Annotated in this window: 22 protein-coding genes; 8 read left to right on the top strand and 14 right to left on the bottom strand. The window is 52.5% G+C overall.

Annotation, left to right across the window (positions count from 1 at the left end):
* Nucleotides 1-2: 2 nt before the first annotated feature.
* From DK507_RS15830 to DK507_RS15810, 5 genes are all read right to left on the bottom strand, one after another.
* Nucleotides 3-776 (bottom strand): metallophosphoesterase family protein, encoded by a 774-nt coding sequence (locus tag DK507_RS15830; RefSeq protein WP_109357260.1) that lies wholly within the window; start codon nucleotides 774-776, stop codon nucleotides 3-5.
* A 111-nt stretch (nucleotides 777-887) separates the two neighbouring features.
* Complete coding sequence (locus tag DK507_RS15825; protein ID WP_109357259.1) at nucleotides 888-2,081, bottom strand: trans-acting enoyl reductase family protein; 1,194 nt, start codon at nucleotides 2,079-2,081, stop codon at nucleotides 888-890.
* A gap of 46 nt (nucleotides 2,082-2,127) precedes the next feature.
* Complete coding sequence (gene dcd, locus DK507_RS15820; RefSeq protein ID WP_109357258.1) at nucleotides 2,128-2,682, bottom strand: dCTP deaminase; 555 nt, start codon at nucleotides 2,680-2,682, stop codon at nucleotides 2,128-2,130.
* Between the two features lie 56 nt (nucleotides 2,683-2,738).
* The gene (locus DK507_RS15815) at nucleotides 2,739-3,431 is read right to left on the bottom strand and encodes a glycoside hydrolase family 25 protein (protein WP_254054416.1); all 693 of its coding nucleotides are present in this window, start codon (nucleotides 3,429-3,431) and stop codon (nucleotides 2,739-2,741) included.
* Nucleotides 3,432-3,496: 65 nt separating this feature from the next.
* Complete coding sequence (locus tag DK507_RS15810; protein WP_109357257.1) at nucleotides 3,497-3,979, bottom strand: UPF0262 family protein; 483 nt, start codon at nucleotides 3,977-3,979, stop codon at nucleotides 3,497-3,499.
* Between the two features lie 155 nt (nucleotides 3,980-4,134).
* On the opposite strand from DK507_RS15810, the gene DK507_RS15805 reads away from it, so the two are divergent.
* Nucleotides 4,135-5,634, top strand: a complete 1,500-nt coding sequence (locus tag DK507_RS15805) for a replicative DNA helicase (RefSeq protein WP_109357737.1) — start codon at nucleotides 4,135-4,137, stop codon at nucleotides 5,632-5,634.
* Between the two features lie 61 nt (nucleotides 5,635-5,695).
* On the top strand, nucleotides 5,696-6,541 hold the full coding sequence (locus DK507_RS15800) for a hypothetical protein (protein ID WP_109357256.1): 846 nt from the start codon (nucleotides 5,696-5,698) through the stop codon (nucleotides 6,539-6,541).
* Between the two features lie 231 nt (nucleotides 6,542-6,772).
* Here the strand turns inward: DK507_RS15800 and DK507_RS15795 are convergent, their stop codons facing one another.
* The 7 genes from DK507_RS15795 to DK507_RS15765 all read right to left on the bottom strand — a co-directional run bounded on the left by DK507_RS15795 (nucleotide 6,773) and on the right by DK507_RS15765 (nucleotide 13,763).
* Nucleotides 6,773-7,561, bottom strand: a complete 789-nt coding sequence (locus tag DK507_RS15795) for a phosphoadenylyl-sulfate reductase (protein WP_109357255.1) — start codon at nucleotides 7,559-7,561, stop codon at nucleotides 6,773-6,775.
* Entirely contained in the window at nucleotides 7,554-7,979 is a 426-nt protein-coding gene (locus DK507_RS15790; RefSeq protein WP_109357254.1) for a DUF934 domain-containing protein, read from the bottom strand. Before DK507_RS15790 ends, DK507_RS15795 begins: the two co-directional genes overlap by 8 nt.
* On the bottom strand, nucleotides 7,972-9,603 hold the full coding sequence (locus DK507_RS15785; RefSeq protein ID WP_109357253.1) for a nitrite/sulfite reductase: 1,632 nt from the start codon (nucleotides 9,601-9,603) through the stop codon (nucleotides 7,972-7,974). The genes DK507_RS15790 and DK507_RS15785 overlap by 8 nt, the downstream gene beginning before the upstream one ends.
* Before the next feature lie 2 nt (nucleotides 9,604-9,605).
* Nucleotides 9,606-9,902 (bottom strand): DUF2849 domain-containing protein, encoded by a 297-nt coding sequence (locus DK507_RS15780; protein WP_109357252.1) that lies wholly within the window; start codon nucleotides 9,900-9,902, stop codon nucleotides 9,606-9,608.
* Nucleotides 9,899-10,702 carry a uroporphyrinogen-III C-methyltransferase gene (gene cobA, locus DK507_RS15775; protein ID WP_109357251.1) on the bottom strand — a complete coding sequence of 268 codons (804 nt, stop codon included), beginning with the start codon at nucleotides 10,700-10,702 and terminating at the stop codon, nucleotides 9,899-9,901. The genes DK507_RS15780 and cobA overlap by 4 nt, the downstream gene beginning before the upstream one ends.
* A 66-nt stretch (nucleotides 10,703-10,768) precedes the next feature.
* On the bottom strand, nucleotides 10,769-12,223 hold the full coding sequence (gene astD / locus DK507_RS15770) for a succinylglutamate-semialdehyde dehydrogenase (protein ID WP_109357736.1): 1,455 nt from the start codon (nucleotides 12,221-12,223) through the stop codon (nucleotides 10,769-10,771).
* A gap of 139 nt (nucleotides 12,224-12,362) precedes the next feature.
* A complete protein-coding gene (locus tag DK507_RS15765) occupies nucleotides 12,363-13,763 on the bottom strand; it encodes a protein adenylyltransferase SelO family protein (RefSeq protein WP_109357250.1) in 1,401 nt (466 codons plus the stop codon).
* 62 nt (nucleotides 13,764-13,825) lie between these two features.
* Between DK507_RS15765 and DK507_RS15760 the strand changes: the two genes are divergently transcribed.
* The 6 genes from DK507_RS15760 (at nucleotide 13,826) to DK507_RS15735 (ending at nucleotide 18,792) form a co-directional block, all read left to right on the top strand.
* A complete protein-coding gene (locus DK507_RS15760; protein ID WP_109357249.1) occupies nucleotides 13,826-14,689 on the top strand; it encodes an alpha/beta fold hydrolase in 864 nt (287 codons plus the stop codon).
* Between the two features lie 34 nt (nucleotides 14,690-14,723).
* The gene (locus DK507_RS15755) at nucleotides 14,724-15,860 is read left to right on the top strand and encodes a glycosyltransferase (RefSeq protein ID WP_109357248.1); all 1,137 of its coding nucleotides are present in this window, start codon (nucleotides 14,724-14,726) and stop codon (nucleotides 15,858-15,860) included.
* Between the two features lie 99 nt (nucleotides 15,861-15,959).
* The gene (locus tag DK507_RS15750) at nucleotides 15,960-17,363 is read left to right on the top strand and encodes a nitronate monooxygenase family protein (RefSeq protein WP_109357247.1); all 1,404 of its coding nucleotides are present in this window, start codon (nucleotides 15,960-15,962) and stop codon (nucleotides 17,361-17,363) included.
* Between the two features lie 85 nt (nucleotides 17,364-17,448).
* Nucleotides 17,449-17,778, top strand: a complete 330-nt coding sequence (locus DK507_RS15745; protein WP_162559083.1) for a PilZ domain-containing protein — start codon at nucleotides 17,449-17,451, stop codon at nucleotides 17,776-17,778.
* A 178-nt stretch (nucleotides 17,779-17,956) separates the two neighbouring features.
* On the top strand, nucleotides 17,957-18,412 hold the full coding sequence (locus DK507_RS15740) for a GNAT family N-acetyltransferase (protein WP_109357245.1): 456 nt from the start codon (nucleotides 17,957-17,959) through the stop codon (nucleotides 18,410-18,412).
* A gap of 17 nt (nucleotides 18,413-18,429) precedes the next feature.
* Nucleotides 18,430-18,792: a hypothetical protein gene (locus DK507_RS15735; RefSeq protein ID WP_109357244.1), complete on the top strand. Its 363-nt coding sequence runs from the start codon at nucleotides 18,430-18,432 to the stop codon at nucleotides 18,790-18,792.
* A 67-nt stretch (nucleotides 18,793-18,859) separates the two neighbouring features.
* On the opposite strand, the gene DK507_RS15730 is transcribed toward DK507_RS15735, so the two are convergent.
* Nucleotides 18,860-20,173, bottom strand: coding sequence for an ammonium transporter (locus tag DK507_RS15730; protein WP_109357243.1), 1,314 nt, complete (start codon nucleotides 20,171-20,173; stop codon nucleotides 18,860-18,862).
* A 122-nt stretch (nucleotides 20,174-20,295) separates the two neighbouring features.
* The gene (locus DK507_RS15725) at nucleotides 20,296-21,309 is read right to left on the bottom strand and encodes a D-glycerate dehydrogenase (protein WP_109357242.1); all 1,014 of its coding nucleotides are present in this window, start codon (nucleotides 21,307-21,309) and stop codon (nucleotides 20,296-20,298) included.
* Nucleotides 21,310-21,380 lie beyond the last annotated feature (71 nt).

Here is a 21,380-nt window from a genome sequence, read left to right as displayed (position 1 = left end):
GATTATTGTGAGGCCGCTGTGTCGAGATACCAGCGTTGATTGCCTTCCAGCGCCAGAGCGGTAAGCTTTTCGCTATAATAGGCCCCGGTATCAATGCCGACCCGGTTACCTTTTTCGACAACGTCATCATTGATCGTGTGGCCGTAGACAATGACTTTCTCGTGCGGTTCTTTCGCTGACAGGAATTCCTCCCTGATCCAGCGCAGATCCTTTGGTTTCTGCTCATCGAGCGAGACACCGGGTCGAATACCGGCATGAACAAAGGCATAGTCGCCGATGATAATCTGGTCCTCAAAGTCTTTTATGAAGTCAATATGATGATCTGGGATAAGCTCTGGTAAACACTCCGCCAGCGCCGCATTGTCGAGTTCCATATATTCCCGCATGCTGATCTCGTAGCTTAGGATAGTTTCTTTGCCGCCAATCCGGTTGAAGAAGCGCGTTGCTTTCTCATCGCCCGTTGCCGCTTTCAGATATACTTCCTCATGATTACCCATCAAGAAGCGGACATCACCAAGTTCGCGTTTGAGCGTCATTGCGGTCTCGATAACGCCGGCACTGTCCGATCCGCGATCAACCAGATCACCAAGGAAAATAATCTCGCTGTTGCAATCACCACGCTTTGAATCATCATCGATGATTTTTTCGATCAGCTGCTGCAACAAATCATTGCGGCCATGGATATCTCCAATCGCATAGACGCGGCGGCCTTCCGGAATGGTGGCCACGTCCAGAGGCCGGGGTTCAGATTTCTTTTTGAACAGGCGCTTCAACATAGTGCCAACGAATTTCGTTTCATTTGTTAAAAATTCAAGAGGCAGACGCCATCATAGCGCCCGCCTCTTTTTTCTATATAGTCTATTTAGATGAATGGGTAATTTAGAAGACTAGCTTTCCACTGTGAAGCTAAGACCGGCATTGGCTTCCAGGCGCTTGATCAGCTTTTTGCCCATCAATGCCCCCGGTGTCCAAATACCGCCGCCATGTTTGTTGCCGTCCTGCGCAATACAAAGTGCCGCCTCTGCAATCATCTTTGAGGTGGAACCATAACCGGGGTCTTTGTCGCCTTTGACGCAAAGGCTTGCGGTCTCACCATCTGCGGTTTCGCCCAGAAAAATGACATCATAATAGCCGTTTTCCCGTTCTTCCTTGGTCGGACCTTCGCCGGGCTTTGGTGCATCATCACCGCTTAGCGGGTTGGCTTTGGCCAGCATCTCTGCCGCCTGTTTACCCATCTCGCCGGGGCTTGTGACGACCATCTCATCATATTTGAAATCTTCGCTATAGGGGAAATCCAAAAGGAAGTTGGTGCGATGCACATTCTTGGTGTTGATCGGTGCCATGATGAACGGTGCAACCCAGCTATCTAGCGTTTTATCAACTTTCGGGATCATCATATTAGGCTGATCCGGTCCTTCAAAGCCGGGGGTCAGGCCGAAGCTGCTGGCGAGAATCTTTACCAGGCCGGGATTTTTTGCAATAGCCTTCATCGTTTCTTTCAGACTAGCCGCAGTTCCTCCGGAGAATGTGCCTTCCATGGCACGAACTCGGCCTTTGACGCGAGTAGCTGGTTTGCCAAAGCGCTTGTCCATCTCTTTTTGCAATGCCAACACGCCCAAGTCGAAGGGTATGGAGTCAAAACCGCAGGAAAAACAGATTTGTGCACCTGATTTTTCAGCCGCTTCCTGATGCTGGTCAATCTTCTCACGCATCCAGCCGGGTTCACCGCAAAGGTCGACATAATGAGTACCATGCTGAACACAGGCAGCGACCAGTCCGTCGCCATAAAGTTGATAAGGACCGACCGTAGTCAGGATGACACTGGCCCGGCTCGCCATCATATCGATGGAGGACGCATCATCGGAATCCGCCACAACCAATGGTGTTTCCTTGGGGGCACCGATCAGGTCCCGGACTTCTTCCAGCTTTTCCATCGAACGCCCGGCCATGGCCCATTTCGGTGCGTCGCCGCCCCCAGAATTGGCGACGCCATATTGCTTTGCCATATATTCGGCAACCAGACGGCCTGTATAGCCCGTTGATCCGTATATTATGACATCAAATTCCCGTGCATCGGACATCGCGGCCCTCCTTGTTATCAGTTTTGTTTCGAAACGATCTTATGACTTAGAGCTTTGGCAGAGTCACGCCTCTTTGCCCCATATATTTGCCGGCACGTTCAGCGTAGCTGGTTTCGCACGGTTCGTTGCCTTTCAGGAACAGAAACTGGCACGCGCCTTCATTGGCATAAATTTTGGCGGGCAGGGGGGTGGTGTTGGAAAATTCCAGCGTCACGTGGCCTTCCCAACCCGGCTCCAACGGCGTGACGTTCACTATGATACCGCAGCGGGCATAAGTAGACTTCCCAAGGCAGATTACTAGAACATCGCGCGGGATACGGAAATATTCGACCGTGCGGGCGAGTGCAAAGCTGTTGGGCGGAATGATACAACAATCAGTTTTCCGGTCGACCAGACTATCGGCGTCGAACTTCTTTGGATCCACGACAGCGCTGTTCACGTTAGTGAAAATCTTGAATTCATCGGCCACGCGGGCGTCATAGCCATAAGACGACAAACCATAGCTGATACAGCCATCACGCTTCTGGCCCTCGACGAAGGGTTCGATCATTGCGCTATTCTCGGCTTCCTGGCGAATCCATCTGTCGGACAATATGCTCATGTTTCTCTTTCTCCGGGAATTGGGCTCAAGACGGTTCTCGCTTCATGCCAGCAAGCTTAGGGCCGCACAACATTCCAGTTAACCGGACCATCGATACCGCTGATCCGCCGCATATCGGATGCGCGCCACATGACCCATGGCTTAGTTGCATAATCGGGCGGAAAGAAGTTGCCTTCCAGCCAGAATGTGCGGCTGATGCCGCTGCTGATGCTATAATCTTCCTCAAATTCTTTCGAAACGATTATGACAGCGGGTTTGCCGCTATGCCCTTCAATCTGGTTGAGAAAAGTATTGAGCTCGCTCAACACCAAAGCACGTCCCGGCCTATCCTTACAGCCATTGTCATAGGCGAGCCGCACTGCAGGCGGCAGGATGTTTTCTTCCCGAGGAACAGTAGTCACAAACATGGTCGCCTGATCCGTGGCCAGACGGCACATACTATATTCATGGACGGCGCCATAGCGGATGCCTGCTTCGCGTGCACCCTTGATATTGGTGGCGAAATTGGCGTCCCGCTCTTCCGCGCCATTGGTTGCCATGACATAGGCAAAATCGACGCCTGTGGCGCCGGCGACATGCCAAATAATCTCACCATTGCTGGCATCTACCGAAATACCCTGCACTGGATACTGGTCTCTTGGCGGAGCCCAGCCGACAGCGATATTACGCAGCACAAAGGCGATGATCAGCAGGACAATGATGATCAGGCCGAACCGCAGCACGGTATTTTTCCTGTTTTGTGTGGACACCCTATTTCCCTGACGCGCTACTCAACTGGACGACTGAACAACTGCACCAACGGGCAGAGAATCGACTAATTCTTGATATGCAATACACAGATCAAAGTGAAGAGGCGACGGGCGGTTTTAAAATCAACTTCTATTTTGCCATCAAGTCGCTCGGTAAGCAGCTCGGCACCGTGATCATGCACGCCGCGCCTTGCCATATCAATCGTCTCAATCTCTTGGGCGGTGGCTTTGCGAATGGCTTGATAATAGCTGTCGCAAATCGCAAAATAATCGCGGATGGGTCGGCGAAATCGGCCCAATGCAAGGATCAGGGTTTCAAGCGGCTCTCCATTTTCACGGGCTATCGAGAAAACCAGTCGGCCTTCCTGCACACTCAGATGCAGTTTATAAGGGCCTGCATATCCATCATCATGTTCGCGCAAGGGCTTAAAGTGGTTTTCTTCGATTAGATCGAAGATCGCAATACGTCGTTCCTGCTCGATATCGGCATTGCGCCACAAGATGGTGGCTTCGTCGAGTTCAACATTTATGATGCGCGGATCGGACATTTCAGCTCTGTTGCCGCAGCACCGGGGTTAGGACAAGTTTTTTTGCAGTGCGGCAGAAAACAAAAGCCATTTATCCACAAGACTGTCCCCGCCTGATTTTAAAATTTACCGGGAACGGACTTGCTCTGAACCGCCTGAGCGTGGATGATAAGAACATGGCCGAGCTAGTTCGTTTTGATGCAGTAGAAGAAGAATCCCAGCGCCTGCCGCGCAATGTCGAGGCAGAGGCAACGTTTCTGGGTGCGTTGTTGATTGACAACCGCGTGGCCGAAGACGTCCAAATCAAATTGCGGCCAGAGCATTTTTATGAACCGCTGCATGGCCGTATATATGAGCAAGCTCTAAAGCTGCTTGATCGCAACATGGTTGTAACGCCAGTTACGCTTAAGCCCTATTTTGAAGCCGATGAGGCGATGAAAGTGTTAGGTGGGCCGTCCTATCTTGCCAAGTTGACTGGCGACGGGGCAGGCTTGATTGGTGCGCGTGATTTTGCCGATCAGATATATGATCTGGCTCTGCTGCGTGAATTGGTCAATGTGGGGCGAACCCTGGTCGACAATGCACTGGACACCAGCGAGACGGTCGATCCCAAAACCCAGATCGAAGAAGCGGAATCGTCTCTCTACCGTGTTTCCGAGGGCGAAGCGCAGGAGGGTGGTGTCAAATCCTTCCTCGCTGCCTCCACGGAGGCACTGAATAACGTAGAACGCGCGTTTAATAGTGGCGGCAAGGTTTCGGGTATCACCACCGGCCTGACAGACCTCAACTCTAAAATGGGCGGTTTGCACAAATCGGATTTGCTGATTCTGGCGGGACGCCCCGGTATGGGCAAAACATCGCTTGCGACCAATATCGCGTTTAATGCCGCCAATCGCTATCGCCGCGATGTTCAGGACGGAATTGAACCTGAAGATTCACTGGGTGCCAAGACCGCTTTTTTCAGTCTGGAAATGTCGGCCGACCAGCTGGCAACGAGGATTCTCTCCGAACAGGCTGAAATCAGTTCAGAAAAACTGCGCATGGGTGCGATCAGCCGGGATGAAATGCACCGCTTGGCGCTGGCTTCCCGGGAATTGCAGGATTTGCCGCTCTATATCGATGATACGCCCGGTCTGACCATTGCAGCCCTGCGCACGCGGGCGCGGCGTCTGCAGCGGCGCAGTGGCATCAACCTGATCGTGGTCGATTATCTGCAACTGTTGCAAGGGTCTGGTCGTGCCAATGATAATCGCGTCAACGAAATTTCGGAGATTAGCCGAGGCCTGAAAACTCTCGCCAAGGAACTGAATTGCCCGGTGGTCGCCCTCTCCCAACTTTCGCGTCAGGTGGAAAGCCGCGAAGACAAGCGCCCCCAGCTATCCGATTTGCGTGAATCCGGTTCGATCGAGCAGGACGCCGATATTGTGATGTTCATCTATCGCGACGAATATTATCATCTTGCTGTAAAACCGGATGACCCGGATGAGAATTCAACCGAGGAGCAGAAAGCGAAATATCTCGCTTGGGAAACTGACCATCAAAGCAAGGTGGGCAAGGCGACCGTTATCGTTGCCAAAAACCGTCAGGGTTCCACCGGTAATATCCAGCTGAGCTTCCTGAGCGAGTTTACCAAATTTGGTGATCTGGCTTATGGCGATGCGCCGGATGATTATTAGTACTGAGTACTGATATGCACTCCAACGGTTTTCGGTTCTTTGCCTCTCGGGCCGTATCTTAATGGCTTTGAATCACCCGATATTTCAGGATAATCCGCTATCTGGTGAAATAAGTCTCTCAACCGGAGCGGCACCGACTCCCTATCATGTTTATGATGGTGAGGGTCTCTTGATATTTGGCAGCGTGGATTTTGATATGCTGCAACTAATGATCGCCGATGAATCTGTTTTTCCTGTAAAAACGGCTTCGGGCGCAGCAGCAGCCGGTTTCATCATGGCAAATTTTGAAGATGCCAGCATGGGGGCTCATCACGAGTTACAGTTTTTTGTTCTGGTCAGTGAGAAAGAGGGTGAAGTGCTGGCCGCTTCCCCCTTTGCTTTAGCTATTGCCATGGGTACGCGGCATGACTGGGGAACATTGTGCCTGAACTTGTGGAATGATTCAGATGCGGTCATCGCGTATAATAACGAATATCTAGGCCTGAATGCCCGCTCAGCGAACTTCTCGTTGTTTAACAAAAAACCTGACCATGGTCTGAATTATGACGTTACTGACCAACGGGGTGCAACAATCATCCGGGGGGCCTTCCAGTTTAAGAAAACGACACGCTTTTCTGCTATATGGAACATGTCGCGGACTGCCGGTTTCAGGCAGATCATGAAGCTCGGAAACGCGGCTTATGCATGCGGTCATGTAATAAACAGGAAAAGTCCTGTACTGCCACAGAACCGGGCAGCTCGGATTTTTACATCCTCTGATCACGCCGTAACCCGCCTTTGGAATCCGGAGGCGGATCAGTTGGCAATAGAGGAGCCGAGGCTATCTGATATTGAGTTTGTGCCTTCAAGCCTTCAGCATATGTGGCCTTTTCGTTTTGTATATCGGCATCCGGATGATGTTGGCTAATATCTACGACCCGTAGCAGGTTAACTTGCCGGCCGTGCTATTCTTTTGCCCTTGGTGCGGCTAGTCAGATGGAATTTACGGCATCGGTCACACCGATAGGGTCTTAATGGAAAGTCAGCGTCTTGTGCGGCTAGCAAGGCGTCCTTTTCAGAGGAATAGCGCTTTTTCCTGTTACAAATGCTCAGCCTGGTACGCACCTAAAATGGCCTAGCGGCAAAACAGCGGGGCGATTTAAAAGATCGGATCGTTCGCGCCACTTTCATCATCATCTTTGACCGGCAACGGCGTGATATCCTCATGGATACCGCATTCGGTTTTGTCCCAACCCCGCCAGCGGCCTGCACGTGGGTCTTCTCCAGGCTTGACTTTGGAAGTGCACGGAGCGCAGCCGACCGAGAGATAGCCTTGCGCTTCCAGTGGATGGCGGGGCAGGTCATGTTCTTCAAAATAGGCTTCGAGATCATCTTTGACCCAGTCGCCCAACGGATTGATTTTTAATCGACCGTCTTCGACTTCGAAGCGGGGGAGATTTTGTCGGGTGACTGATTGAAAGGCTTTACGGCCGGATATCCAGCTGTTGAGACTGGCCTTGGCGCGGGCCAATGGTTCGACCTTGCGGATCTCGCAGCAGCCATCCGGGTCAAAAGACCACCGAAGTTCATTCTCATCCTTGGCAGCGAGTACGACAGGATCTGGCTTTACAACATTTGCGTTCTGGATTCCCAGCGTCTGGATCAGCGTCTCGCGATATTCCAGCGTTTCGGGAAACATTCTTAGCGTATCGACAAAAGTCACCGGAATAGAGGGATCTGCCTGCGCAACCAGATGCAGCAGAACCGCGCTTTCTGTTCCGAAAGAAGAAACAACCGCAATCTCGCCAAGTCCACCTTCTTTGAAAAGGGCCTTCAGCATGGCTGAGGCATGAACGCCCTCAAAGCGCGCGTTCAGGGCATCGGCGTCTGCCTGTGTAAAGTCAGGACGTGCGTCGATTATATCGATTTTGCGAGCTGGTTCACCCATGACGACGCTTCCAGATGGGCGCACGGCTGTCTGTCGTGCTCTGATAAACCTCTTCATAGAGTTCCAGCGCCTTATCCATGACTCTGGCATCAATTGGAGCGTCCGGAGCGAAAGCATCAAAGCCACAGCGTCGCATATAGGCGATTTGATCCACTAATACGTCACCGCTTGCCCGCAATTCGCCTTTGTAGCCTGCTTCACGCAGAATTTGCGCAGCAGAGTAGCCTCGGCCGTCGCCGAAGACGGGGAAGTCGACTTCGATCAATGCCAAGCGATCCAATAGCGGAAGCAGCAGCCGGGCGTCTTCGCCTGCCTCTATCCGAACGGCGGTGGCGTTTGACTGATCCAGAAATGCATCCAGCGAAACCGCTGGTTCTTCATGCACCTCGTCGTCGCGAAAACGGATTGCCTCAACCATAGATAGCCTCCTTGAAAGCAGCCATGCCGACACGGCGATAGGTGTCGATAAATCGCTCATCCTCCTGCCGTTCTTTCAGATACAGGTCAGTTACGGTTTCAATGGCATCGATCACGCCGTCCTCATCAAAGCCGGGGCCGGTGATTTTGGCGAGGCTAGTGTCCTCGGCAGCAGAGCCGCCCAGCAGCAACTGATAATTTTCTGTCCCTTTCCGGTCGACGCCCAATATACCGATATGGCCGGCATGGTGATGCCCGCAGGCATTGATGCAGCCCGAGATTTTCAGCTTCAGCTCGCCCAGTTCACGCTGGCGACCCAGATCGGCGAAACGTTCACTGATCTTCTGTGCCAGCGGAATGGAGCGCGCATTGGCAAGGCTGCAATAATCCAGACCGGGGCAGGCGATGCTGTCGGTGACCAGGTCGAGGTTGGCAGGTGCCAAATCAGCTTCATCCAGTTTCTGCCACAGAGCATATAGATCGCTCTTCTTGACATGTGGTAGAACGATGTTCTGACTATGGGTGACGCGCAGTTCATCAAAACTATATTGCTCCGCCAGATCGGCCATTAGATCAATCTGCGCCGATGAAGCATCGCCGGGGATGCCGCCTTTCGGCTTCAGGCTGATCGTTGCGATAGCATAGCCGGGTTGTTTGTGCGCAACAGTATTCTGATCGACCCACAGCTTGAAATCCGGATCCGAAAGATCAAGATTATCGCTGGCGCTGGTGTCAAAAGCCGGATCAGCAAAATATTCGGTAATCCGCGCCAGTTCTTCTACTGGCGGGTTCAGGCCCAATGTCTTCATATGAGCGAATTCTTCTTCAACCTGACGAGTATATTCTTCCTTGCCCAGTTCGTGGACGAGAATTTTGATGCGCGCCTTGTACTTGTTATCGCGCCGACCATAACGGTTATAGACCCGCAGGCAGGCTTCGGCATAGCTGATCAGTTCATCTGCAGGCACAAAGTCGCGGATTTCAGGAGCGATCATTGGTGTTCGGCCCATGCCGCCGCCGACATAGAATTTCGCGCCGAGTTCACCGTTCTTGTGAACGAGTTGGATGCCGATATCATGCAGGCGCATTGCCGCACGGTCTTCATCACTGGCAATGACGGCAATTTTAAACTTGCGTGGCAGATACGAGAATTCCGGGTGGAAGCTCGACCATTGACGCAGGATTTCTGCCCAAGGGCGTGGATCGGCAATTTCGTCGGCCGCTGCGCCAGCATATTGGTCAGAGGAGATATTGCGGATGCAGTTGCCGCTCGTTTGGATTGCGTGCATCTCGACGGAAGCGAGGTCGGCCAGAATGTCGGGTGCATCTTCCAACTTGATCCAGTTATACTGAATATTCTGACGGGTGGTAAAATGCCCATAATCACGGTCATATTTACGTGCGATGTGGCCCAGCATCCGCATCTGCTTGCTGTTCAGCGTGCCATAGGGAATGGCCACGCGCAGCATATAGGCGTGCAGCTGCAGATAAAGCCCGTTCATCAAGCGTAGGGGTTTGAACTGGTCTTCCGTCAACTCACCGGCAAGGCGGCGTTCGACCTGATCGCGGAATTCCGCAACCCGTGTATCGACCATTTGCTGGTCATATTTGTCATATTGATACATGCTTAAATCACCCAGTTTCCAGCCTCAGGGTCGGCTGGCTTTAGTGTTAAATCCGGTCTTACAGTTGGTCCAAGAGCGCGCACACGGTCTTTGATATGGGCGGGACGCGGGCCATCGTCGGTCATCTCTGCTTCAATGGCATAGGGGACATTGACCCGGCGGGCGGCCTCTTCTTCGTGCAGGATAGATTCGAAATTCTCGCCGACATCAACAGCATCTTCCACATGGCGAGACCAGTCGCTGCCAGTCCACCATGTGACGTCGCCCGTTTTGAGGTCATTTCCCGTCAGTATTTTCAAAATTCAACTCCCGCCATTTGCGCATATTCAAGAAATTTATCCGTTGCATCGCCGTAGCGTGCGACTTCGCCAACCACCAACAGGGCAGGGCTCTTCACTTGTTCCCGTTGAACAAGATCACCAAGATCAGTCAGCAATGTCCGGAGGGCCCGGAAACTGTCCCGCGTTCCGTTTTCCAGCACGGCAACCGGCAAGTCGGGCGCGGCGCCGTCTGCGATAAGTTTTTCAACAATCGCTTCGGCATTGGCAACGCCCATGTAGATAACCAGTGTGCGTCCTTTACCGGCCAATCCGGACCAGTTTTGATCTGACAAGCCTTTGCATTGTCCTGCGACGAACGAGACAGCGCTGGATGCATTACGATGGGTGAGAGGCATTTTTGCCTGCGCCGCACAGCCGAGAGCAGCGCTGATACCGGGAACAACTTCCACCCTTACACCGGCTTTTATGCAGTCACTGGCCTCTTCGCCGCCGCGGCCAAAAATAAAGGGATCTCCCCCTTTCAGGCGAACAACTTTGCGACCCTTCTTCGCTTCGGCAATCAGCAACGCGTTGATTTGGTCCTGTGCCATGCTGTGGCGGGACCGCTGCTTGGCAACGGATACCCGTTGGGTTGTCGCCGGCGCTATATCAAGTATGTCCGAACTCACTAGACCATCATGGACGATGATATCAGCTTCGGACAACAGGCGTGCTGCGCGCAATGTCAGCAGCTCCGGATCACCGGGGCCAGCACCGACGAGATAGACCGTGCCGTCGGCAAACTGGGCTTGCGGTATAGAAGGTTCTTTGGTTTCCATGAAACCGATATGCTCGGGTAAGCGGCGATTTTCAAAGCAGAAGTTTTTTTAGCGACCTAAGATATACTATTGACCAGAGACTTCAGCTGCGGTTTCGGTTTCTGTCCGGTCTTCGTCTTTCAATCCGATGCCAATGGATGCCCGCGTTTGCTCTGCTTCCATCGAAACTACCGGATAAGCGCAATAGTCGGCTGCATAATAAGCGCTTGGCCGGTGATTGCCGGAAAGGCCGATGCCGCCAAATGGCGCTTCGGAGGACGCTCCAACCGTCATCTTGTTCCAGTTTACAATACCGGCACGGCTATTGGACCAAAATTGATCATATTGGGTTGCTGTACCACCGACAAGGGCCGCCGATAAGCCGTATCGCGTGTTGTTGGCTTCCGCGATTGCTTCCTCAAAATCAGCGACGCGAATGACCTGCAATATCGGGCCGAACAATTCGATATCCAGACGTTCTTCCATGGCCGTGACATCGATAATCCCGGGCGTGAGAAACGGGCGATCATCCAGTGGCCGCGCCATATGTTTGATCGGGCGACCGCCATGGCTCATCAATGTCAGAAAGCTTTCAGTAAGACCATCAGCGACATCATTGTCTATTACCGGACCCATAAATGGTGCCGGTTTACTGAAAGGCTCGTCAATGATCAGCCTGTCTGCAATTCGCTTAACTTCTTTGACCACGCGGTCATAGAGTTCGTCTTTTACAATCATCCGACTTGCCGCGGAGCAGCGCTGCCCGGCTGACAGGAAAGCCGATTGCACAACCAATACCGCTGCACTGTGAATATCATCCGTGTCCCAGACAATGATCGGATTATTGCCACCCATTTCGAGCGCCAATATCTTGTTGGGTCGATTGGCAAATTGTCGATTGAGAGCAACGCCGGTTTGGGCGGATCCCGTGAATAACAGGCCATCAATATCATCGTTCGCGGTAAGCTGTTTGCCAACCTCAGGCCCGCCCTGCACAATGTTGACAACGCCACCTGGCAGTCCTGCTTTCTTGAAAGCATCAAACAAAAACTGGCCCACTGCCGGTGTTTTTTCTGACGGTTTGAACACTACCGTGTTGCCAGCAATCAGTGCTGGAACAATGTGGCCATTGGGTAGGTGGGCAGGAAAGTTATAAGGACCAAGTACAGCCAAGACTCCATGCGGCTTGTGCCTTAGGGCGGCACGCATATTGGGTTGACTGGACAGCTGGCGTTGCGGCGTGCGCTCTGCATAGGCCGTGACCGAGATATCGATCTTTTTGACGACCGATTCCACTTCGGTTCGTGATTCCCAAATAGGTTTTCCGGTTTCGCGGGAAATCAGCTCAGCCAGTTCTTCTGCTTGCCCGCGAATTTGATTGGCATATCGACGCACGGCCTCGATACGTTTGGTAACGGGAAGAGCTGCCCATGTCGGCCAAGCTTTCCTTGCATCGGCGACCGCTGCATCGGCATCGCCAGATTGCCCTTTCCACAAAATCGCGCCAGTGGCTGGTTCTATTGATGTAAATTCAGTCACAATCGTTCCGATACAATATTCAAGCAGGCAAGCGGAATGTCGCTTTGTTAGTTGCAATACCAACTAGCTGATACAGCTTAAAAATCCAGTAACTATAAACCTGTTTTTATTCGCTTCGTCTCATACGAACGGTTACTTCGCTTTACAGTCCCCGTAATGCCTTGCCCATATCTCGTATTGCCTCAACTTTTCTGGTTAACGGTTGCCAATCGTCTTTTTGATCAATGGCATCCCAGATTGCTTCAACCTCTTCGATGTGCATGGAGCAGGGTGCATCCAATTGCCAATACTGATGATCAGATGATCGTGCGCGCTTGCGTTTGTCCATCTCTTCCCGAAAAGTCGCGAATTCGTTGGCCTCGTAACTTTCGTCTTTCGGTAGAGAATCCTGACCCCAGTCGAAAAAGAACCGGTCAATTGTCACGGCTTTCTGGGTTAAGGCCTGCTCTGCCGCCATGACGAGGGGTTTGTCCCTTTCAAAGCCTTCACTTTTGACGCCCAGACGCCAGCAGAAGTGCTCGGTAAACGCGGTGCCATACGCTTTGGGGAATGCTTCCAGCGTCTCAACCAAAGGATCGCTATCGCATATGAGCCTGAGCGCGCTTGCCAGTTGTGCAAGGTTCCAGTGTAACGCCTCCGGTTGCCGGGCAAAACAATAGAGACCTTCATGGTCGAAATAGGCGGCGGTAAAGCCGGGCTCCCAATGGGGAGTGAACCGCCAGGGGCCATAGTCAAAGCTCTCACCGGTGATGTTGATATTGTCGGTATTGAGTACGCCGTGCACAAATCCGGCCGTCATATAGCTGGCGGCCAGCTGGGCAGCTTTGGTGGCGACATTTTGAAACAACTCGATGGCCGGATGGTCGGTTTTTGCACCGCCGTAAAAATGGGTCAGGCAATAATCGACCAGTGCGTGCATTAATCCTTCATTCTGTTCTACCGCGATACGTTGAAATGTACCGAACCGAATGTGGCTGTGACTCAACCGGGTCATGACCGCAGAACGGGTTGGGGAGGGCTCGTCATCTCTATAAAGATCTTCTCCGGTCTCTACCAGCGAGAAGGTCTTGGATGTGTCCACACCCAAAGCCTCCAGCATTTCGGTGGCAAGTATCTCACGAATTCCGCCCTTCAGTGTTAGCTTGCCATCGCCCGAACGGCTCCACGGGGTGGTGCCGGATCCTTTGGTGGCGAGATCCATCAGACGATCTTCATGGTCACGCATTTGTGCGAACAGAAACCCGCGTCCGTCTCCAATTTCCGGATTATAGTTGCGAAACTGATGGCCATGATAGCGCAGGGCCAAGGGCGGGTTGAGATTGTCGGCAAGGGGCTGGAAACGACCGAAATGATCGATCCATTCGTCTTCGCTTAAGTCGGAAAGGCCAATCGTTTGGTCCCAGCGATCATTGCGGAATCGCAGTTCATGGCGCGGAAATTTGGCCGCTTGAACCGGATCACCAATTTTTTCACCCAGCTGGGTTATCTTTACATCGGGGCGATAGGGTGATTTTGCCGGTTCAGCTTGCGGTTTATATGCCATTGCTCAATAGTGGGGATGAATAGAGAGCGCGGCAAGTAAGAACCGGGGGACGCACGAAATTTATGATCGATCAGGGCAGCTATGACGACAAATACTGGGAATCCGAAGATGGTTTGAAGCTGCATTATCGTGACTATCCCGGCGATGATACGCAAATACCGGTAATCTGTGTTCCTGGACTGACACGCAATGTTCGGGACTTTGGGCATCTTGGCGATTGGCTTAGTGGAAAACGCCGGATCATCATGATCAATCTGCGCGGGCGGGGCGAGAGCGAATATGCCAAGGATAGCGCAAGCTATAACGCGAAAACCTATGTTGCCGATGTAGTCAGACTTATGGATGACATCGAACTGCCAACAGCAATATTTTTCGGTACGTCACTGGGCGGGATTGTCACTATGATCATGGCATCCCGACATCCGGAACGGGTAGCCGGTGCGTTGTTGAATGATATCGGTCCTGATGTCGACCAACGCGGATTGGACCGTATCGGTGAAAATCTTGGACAAGGTCGCAGTTTTGAAACCTGGGCGCATGCCGCGCGCGACAAGGCTGAGGAAAGTCGCGGTATTCATCCCGACTATAGCTTGAAAGAATGGATAGCCTTTTCAAAGAAACTCTATCGAATGAACAGCTCCGGCCGGATTAAGCTGGATTATGATATGAAGATATCGGAGCCATTTGAAGGCAAGGGCGGGGGCAATGAAGCGATCTGGCGCGCACTGGAGGCGCTCGAAAACGTGCCGACGCTTATCTTGCGAGGAGCATTGTCCGATCTTTTCAGCGAAGCGACCGCCCAAAAAATGCTCGATAAACTGAACAAAGCGGAGCTGGTCACGGTCCCGCGGGTAGGGCATGCGCCGACATTGGAGGAGCAGGCTTCGCTTGACGCGATTGCCGCGTTGCTCCAACGGGTCGATTGATTTCTTCTGACGTTAACGATAGCCGGCATAACCAATGAAACCCTCCAGAATTTTGCATTTGCACAGCACGTTCAATCTTGGCGGCAAAGAAGCACGGGCGGTCAGGCTGATGAACCATTTTGGAGCGCAGGCGCAGCATACTGTTCTTTCAGCTGAACCCGATAATCTGTCGGCGCGCGATGCGATTGATAGCAAAATCAAGGTCAGCTTTCCAAAGGATGCGCCATTATTGTCAGGCAAACCGTCATTGAAGCGCTATCGTGAACTGGTTGATTATTATCGGCAATTTGATCTGATCCTGTCTTATAACTGGGGTTCAATGGACGGCGTTATGGCTCGGACTCTCTTTGCCCGGGTCGAAGGGTTGCCTCCGCTGATCCACCATGAAGATGGCTTCAATGAAGATGAGCGCAAAAAGCTAAACTGGAAGCGTAACTTGTTTCGGAAATTTGCACTGGGCGGGAGCCAGGCGCTGGTGGTGCCATCTGAGCGACTTCAGAACATCGCGCAATCAGTCTGGAAGCAGCCCGAAGACAAAGTGCACCGTATTCCCAACGGTATTGATGTGAAGCGGTTCGATAAAAAACCGCAACGCGGTGCGCTTCCAGGGTTTAAAAAGGCAAAAGGCGAAGTAGTCGTCGGGACGCTGGCGGGACTTCGGGCGGTCAAAAACTTGCCGCGGCTGGTGCGAGCCTGCGCCGAAGCGGGAGACAATGTCCGGCTTGTGATTGTTGGTGAGGGGCCTGAAAAAGAGGCCATTCTGGCAGAGGCGCAGCAGCGCGGAATGGCCGATCGTCTGCTAGTGCCCGGATTTCAGACGGATCCCGCGCGCTATATCGGACTATTCGATATTTTTGCATTATCCTCTGACAGTGAGCAATTCCCTATATCTCTGATCGAAGCGATGGCGGCTGGCCTGCCTGTTGCGGCTACAGATGTCGGAGATGTGAAATCTATGGTATGTCAGGCCAATCAGGGCTTCATAAAACCCGTGGAAGATGAAGCGCAGTTTGGCGAAGCCTTAACGACATTGATCCAGCATGAGCAGCTACGGCAGGACATTGGCGCGCAAAACCGGATGAAGGCTCAGGCGGAGTACAATGAAAGCAAGATGTTGGCACGTTATGCGCTGCTATATGGTCATGCGCTCGGGCGACCAAAATTTGCTTAGGATTTTATAATGAAAAATAGTTTTGGGTATTCGCTGATTTTTTCGCACAATTTGACATGCGCGGTCTATAAGACGCGCTTGGGTATATAGGAGAGTATATTGTTTAAAGGGGTCAAACCTATCCAGTATAATGGCCGTGAAGTTTGGCCATTGATTGAGGGCGGAAAAGGGGTTGCCGCGACCAATCATGCCAGTTCCGGGGCCTGGGCAGCTGCTGGCGGTATCGGCACTGTTTCGGCCGTTAATGCGGACAGCTATGACGCGGATGGCAATGTCATCCCGCAAATCTATCATGGCAAAACCCGCGGCGCACGGCATGAAGAGCTTGTCAAATATGCGATTGATGGCGCGGTTGCACAGGTGACAAGGGCCTTTGAAATGTCCAATGGCAAAGGTGCAATCAATATCAATGTGCTTTGGGAAATGGGCGGCGCGCAACAAGTGTTGCACGGCGTTTTGGAACAGACCAAGGGCATGGTTGCGGGCGTCACCTGCGGTGCCGGTATGCCCTACAAACTTTCGGAAATTGCCCAGCAATATGGCGTGAATTATCTCCCGATTATCAGCTCCGCTCGCGCATTTCGTGCCTTGTGGAAGCGGGCTTATCATAAAGTTTCCGATCTTATGGCTGCCGTCGTTTATGAAGATCCTTGGTTGGCTGGCGGACACAATGGTCTCAGCAATGCTGAAGACCCTCGTAAACCGGAAGATCCATATCCGCGGGTCAAGGCGCTACGTGAGACTATGCGCGGTGAAGGAATTGCTGATAGCGTCCCCATCATCATGGCAGGCGGTGTTTGGGCTCTAAAGGACTGGGATAACTGGATCGATAATGATGAGCTGGGGCAGATTGCTTTCCAATTCGGCACCCGCCCTCTTCTTACGAAAGAAAGTCCGATCCCCGACAGCTGGAAGAATGAACTGATTAAAATCAAGGAAGGCGATGTGCTGCTGCACAAATTTTCGCCGACCGGTTTCTATTCGTCGGCAGTACGCAATGAGTTTCTCCGTAGTCTGGAAGCACGGTCGGAACGCCAGATTCCCTATTCGACGGAGAAGGCGGGCGAGCATACCCACCAACTGGATGTCGGCGTGAAGGGTAAGAATTTCTGGGTGACCCGCAATGATCTGCTCCGCGCCAGGGAATGGGATGGTCTTGGGTTCACCATGGCGCTTAAGACGCCGGACAACACGATCGTCTTCACCACACCGGAGGAAGCCAAGATGATCCGCAAGGATCAGGCCGATTGCATGGGCTGTTTGTCCCATTGCGGTTTTTCTTCCTGGAAAGACCATGACAATTTCAGCACCGGCCGACTCGCGGACCCGCGAAGTTTTTGTATTCAAAAGTCGCTGCAGGAAATTGTTCATGGATCCCCTGTGGAAGAGCATTTGATGTTTGCCGGGCACGGAGCCTATAATTTCGGTAAAGATCCCTTCTATTCCAACGGCTTTGTGCCAACGGTCAAACAGCTGGTAGATCGCATCCTGACCGGCGAATAGTCATGCTTTAGCGCCGTTAACCTTTTGATACCTTTTTCCGTTTACGTGTCGATACAGGTGGGTGGAAATTGGCAGGAGGGTAGACGTGGCGTTAAAGTCGACAAGATACCGTAGAGTGGAGCCGGCTGCATTGAACCGGCGTGCTGTGCCCCGCCATGAAGTGACTGTTTCCAGTGCATCGCTGAAACGCAGCGGGAATAAATCCATCGTTGCTACCTTGCTGGATATTTCGATATACGGATGCCGGTTTGAAGCCGACGCCGTGTTTCAGGAAGGCGAGAAAGTAACCGTCACCGTCAACAAGCAAGTACCGGTCAAAGCCACTTTGGTATGGCAGAAAACAAAGCAGGCGGGATGCCGATTTGCCGATGCTTTGGATACAGAAATTGTGCGGACCCTGACACTGGCATCTTAAACCGTGATTCAGCTTTCTAGTTTCAAAGTTCACACAGGTCACACTGCATTTTGAGCTATTTGGAACGTTATATGTTCCAGCAGGTCGGCCGTGTAACAATCAGAAACAATTGATTTAAACTGTCCAAGTGCTCGAACTGCATATATCATCGCGGACGATATTAGGAAAGCGCTCGACTATGGAAATTCGACCAGATGATCTGACAGGGCAGGCGGTTCAGGATCTGCTGGCTATCCATCTGTCCGACATGCACAAAAATTCTCCCGCAGGCAGCGTCTATGCGCTTGACCTTTCCGGCTTGAAGGCGCTCGATGTCACTGTATGGGCCGCATGGGAGCGGGATGTTCTCTTGGGCGTTGGCGCGCTGAAACAACTGTCTGGCACAGCTGGTGAAATCAAATCCATGCGAACGGATCCGAAGCACGTTAGGAAAGGTGTGGGTTTGTCAATTCTCAACCACATAATTGCCGAAGCAAAACGGCGCGGATATAGAACGCTGAGCCTTGAAACGGGATCTGGGAAAGAGTTTGAACCAGCTCTTCACCTCTATCGCAAACGCGGTTTCGAAAATGGGCCTGCTTTTGGGGATTATATTGCGAGTCCATTTAATCAGTTTTTGCATATGACACTATAACAAGCGGGAGCGGTATCATGTTGGAACGGGCTTGCTGGATTGTTCTGGGCATTCTTATCCACTTGCCGCCATTCGCTGCCTTTTTTGCTCCGTCACTGATCACTCGCCTATATGGCGTAGCGCCGGATGGTATGAATTTCGCTTTGCTACAGCATCGCGCTGCTTTGTTCGGAGTGATAGTTGTCGCCTGCCTATGGGCCGCCTTTGATCCCGATGTACGCAAACTGGCAGTCACTCTAACGGCGCTTTCGATGATCAGCTTTCTCGTCATCTATGGCATCTATGGCCAACCCGACACTTTGCGCGCGATTGCCATTACTGACCTGATTGGCTTGCCATTTCTAGCCTATGTTGGTTGGAAGGCCTTTTTATCCAGTTAGAACAAACCGTTCGTTTCGCTGGTCAACGAAGCTGGCCACCGGGTTTCACGTCTTTTCGTTGAGGTCGTTAGTCTAAGTCCCACGCTCGTTCACCATGGCTGGCAATGTCCAGACCATCGCGTTCGTCATCTTCATTCACCCGCATTGGCAGGATGAAGCTGATCCCATAGCCGAGGATCGCAGTAGCAACTGCCGACCAGATCGCGACTACACCAACACCGATAAGCTGGGCAACAAACTGGCTGCCAAAGGCCATGTCATCGCCGTAACCCGTGCCGCCAAGGCCTTCGCTGATGAAAAGAGCCAGCATCAGTGAGCCGAGCATGCCGCCGACGCCGTGAACTGCAAAAACGTCGAGGCTGTCGTCGATTTTAAAGCCGTTTTTGACCAGGCCGACTGCAAAGAAGCAGACGAAACCTGCCGCCGCGCCAATTACGATGGACGCTCCGGGGCCAACAAAACCGGCTGCTGGAGTGATAGTGGCGAGGCCTGCAATAGCGCCGGTTGCGACACCAACAGCGGTTGATTTTCCAACCTTGATCCGCTCGATCAAAATCCAGACTAAGGCGGCCATGGAAGCCGCGACATGGGTATTGATAATCGCAGAAGATGCATCGTCTGTCGCAGTAAGGGCCGAGCCACCGTTAAATCCGAACCACCCGACCCAGAGCAAGCCTGCACCCGCAACAGTCAAGGCAGGGCTATGCGGAAGCATCAGTGTTTTAGGCCAGCCAATCCGCTTGCCCATCATGATCGCAACAACGAGCGCTGAGACGCCTGCCGTGGTGTGGACCACGATGCCGCCGGCGAAGTCGAGCACACCAAGACCCGAAAGCCAGCCGCCACCCCAAACCCAGTGGGTAACAGGGGCATATACGACCAGTAGCCAGAGCGAACAGAAGGCCACGACCCAGCCAAAGCGCGCACGATCAACCCAGGCGCCAACCATAAGGGCAGGGGTAATCACCGCAAAAGTCATCTGGAACATGGCAAAGGCGGATTCCGGTATGGTGGTTCCTTCACGAACATTACCAAGATTGCCAAACATCCAATTGATACCATTGCCTAAAATACCATTTGTAACTTGGCCAAATGCCAGCGTGTACCCGGCGATAACCCACAAAACGGAGGCAATACCGGCCACGGCCATGCATTGTATGAGCACCGAGAGGAAGTTCTTGGATCTGACCAGCCCACCATAGAACAAGGCGAGACCAGGGAGCGTCATTAACAAAACAAGCGCGGTAGAGGTTAATATCCAGGCAGTATCACCACTATTGGCAACATCGGTTGCTGGATCGACGACTTCTTGTGCCGCCGCCGGTACGTTTGCCAGAATGGCTGCTACACCACCGATGAAAATTTTACTCAGATATTTCATGTAATCCCCTGAACGCGGTATTTTATTACGCCGACCTGCTTCTGCGAATCATATTTTGAGATTTTCTAGTCGTGAACAGAGTGGGACTCAACCGCGAACTATGGTGGACGGCAGGTGGGAACTCAGGCCCAGCCTTCCAATACCTGATCTGGTGGTCGGTGTCCGTCGGCCCATACGCGGATATTGGCAATGACGCGCTCGCCCGATGCTTCTCTTCCTTCAAAGGTAGCGCTGCCCATATGGGGCAACAGCACAACATTTTTCAGCGTCAGAAAGCGCTCGTCGACCGCAGGCTCTTGCGTATAAACATCCAGGCCTGCGCCGCTTATGGTTTCTTTCTGGAGTGCTTCGATCAACGCGTTCTCATCAATCAGTTCGCCGCGCGCAGTGTTGATCAGGTATGTGGATGGCTTCATCATGGCAATCCGTTCGGCATTGATCAATTCATGTGTTTGGGGGGTGTGCGGGCAATGGATGGTGATAATGTCACAGGTACGGATCAGTTCATCCAAATCATCAATATAGCTAGCGTTAAGCGACTCTTCTACCGCCGGAGGCAATTGACGCCGGTTGTGATAGAAGACCGACAATCCGAAACCGGAAGCACGGCGCGCAACCGCCTGACCAATACGGCCCATGCCGATAATGCCGAGTTTTTTGCCGCCGATGCAATGGCCAAGCATGCCCGAAGGCTTCCAGCCCTTCCATTGTCCAGAGCGCATGAGTTTTTCACCCTCTGCTAAACGCCGCGGCACAGACAGGATAAGCGCCATGGTCATGTCGGCCGTATCTTCGGTAAATACTCCCGGCGTATTGGTAACAAGAATTTTGCGCGCACGAGCGGCGGCCAGATCAATATGGTCAACACCGGCGCCAAAGCTGGCGATTAGCTTGAGCCTCTCCGGTGCACTGGCAATCATCTCCGCATCAATATGATCGGTGACCGTCGGAACCAGCACGTCGCAATCGGCCATGGCAGCGATGAGATCTTCACGGGTAAAGGCGCGGTCGGTCAAATTCGGGACGACATCAAACAGCTCGCCCATTCGGTCGTGGATCGCATCGGCCAGTTCACGTGTCACAATGACGCGCGGTTTTGCGGGGCGGAGTGTCTCAGTTTGGGATGTTTCAACCATAAGGCCATCGCTATGCCTGAATTTTACATGAGGTCAAGCAGGTGGCGCTTGATGAGCGCTTGTCTTTCAGT

Source organism: Sphingorhabdus sp. EL138, from assembly GCF_900258045.1.
Classification (GTDB): domain Bacteria; phylum Pseudomonadota; class Alphaproteobacteria; order Sphingomonadales; family Sphingomonadaceae; genus Parasphingorhabdus.
This window is presented reverse-complemented; position numbering and strand designations above follow the sequence as displayed.